This is a genomic window from Roseateles sp. DB2 (genome assembly GCF_051857535.1).
Classification (GTDB): domain Bacteria; phylum Pseudomonadota; class Gammaproteobacteria; order Burkholderiales; family Burkholderiaceae_C; genus Roseateles_B.
The window spans coordinates 1-1,214 of record NZ_JBPZGY010000050.1 but is presented as its reverse complement, the minus strand read 5'-3'; the positions used below and the strand labels follow the sequence as shown (position 1 = coordinate 1,214).

Annotated in this window: 1 protein-coding gene; it reads right to left on the bottom strand. The window is 70.7% G+C overall.

Annotated elements, in window-relative coordinates; translation table 11 throughout:
- Positions 1-1,214: amino acid adenylation domain-containing protein (locus ACS5PK_RS22630; RefSeq protein WP_439442520.1), on the bottom strand; the 1,214-nt coding region annotated here is incomplete at both ends.

Below are 1,214 nucleotides of genomic sequence, written 5' to 3'. Positions count from 1 at the left end.
ACCAGGTCTCCGGTGCGGTACATCCGCCCCGTCCCCCCTTGCGCCTTCACGAAGGGATCCTCCAGGAAGCGCTCCTGCGTCAGCTCTGGCTGGCGGAGGTAGCCTCGTGCCACCCCGGCGCCCCCGATGTACAACTCCCCTACCACCCCTGGTGGCACCAGGCGTTGGTGCGCGTCCAGCACGTACAGCCGCGTGTTGGCCATGGCCTGCCCAATGGCCCGCCACTCCTCCTCCCCCGCTCCGGGCTCGTGGATGGTGGCGTTCACCGTGGTCTCCGTCGGACCGTAGGCATTGAGCAGCACGGGCCGGTGACCTTCGCGCTGCCACCACCGCGCCAGCGCACGCTGGTTCAGCGCTTCGCCCCCGATGATGATCAGCCGCAGGCTCGCCGGGATCGGCTCGTCCTGCTGGATGAGCTGCTCCCAGAATTGCAGCGGCAGGTCCGCCACCGTGACCCCATGCACCTGGCAGCGCTGCCAGAAGGCCTGCGCCCCTTGCAGCCAATCATCGCCACGCAACACCAGCGTGGCCCCCACGCCCAGCGTGGCGAACATCTCTTCCACGGACACATCAAACGCCACCGAGGCGAACTGCAGCATGCGGTCCTGCTCGCTCAGCCCCGTGCGCTGTACCACCGCGCCAAGCTGGCTCAGGGCCTGGCGGTGCTCCACCATCACGCCCTTGGGCGTCCCCGTGGAGCCCGAGGTGTAGATCACATAGGCCAGGGCCGAGGCGCCCGCCTGCGTCGTCTGCGCCAGGGCCGGCACGCTCTCCTGCTGGCGCAACTCGCGCACGTCCAGCACCACCGGAGGCTCCTCCTGCGCCGCCACGGCCATCGCCAGCCGGGCCTGCGCCGAGGCCTCCAGCTCGCCATGCGTGAGCACCACCCGGGCCCCGCTGTCCCTCAGCATGGCGCTCAGCCGTTCGCTCGGGTAGGCCGGGTCCACAGGCACGTAGGCCGCACCAGCCTTGAGCACGGCGATCACGCCGGCCACCAGCGCCACCCCGCGCGGCAGGCACACCAGCACCAGGGGCTGCCCCTGCTGGGCGCCCTGCAGCGGGGCTGCGATCTGGGCCGCCAGGCGATCCGTCAAGGCATCCAGCTCCCCATAGCTCAGCTGCTCCTGCTCGTCCACCAGGGCCAGGGCCTGCGGATTGCGCCTCGCCTGCGCCTGGATGAGCCCATGCAGGCTGCCTCGCTCGTCAAACCGCTG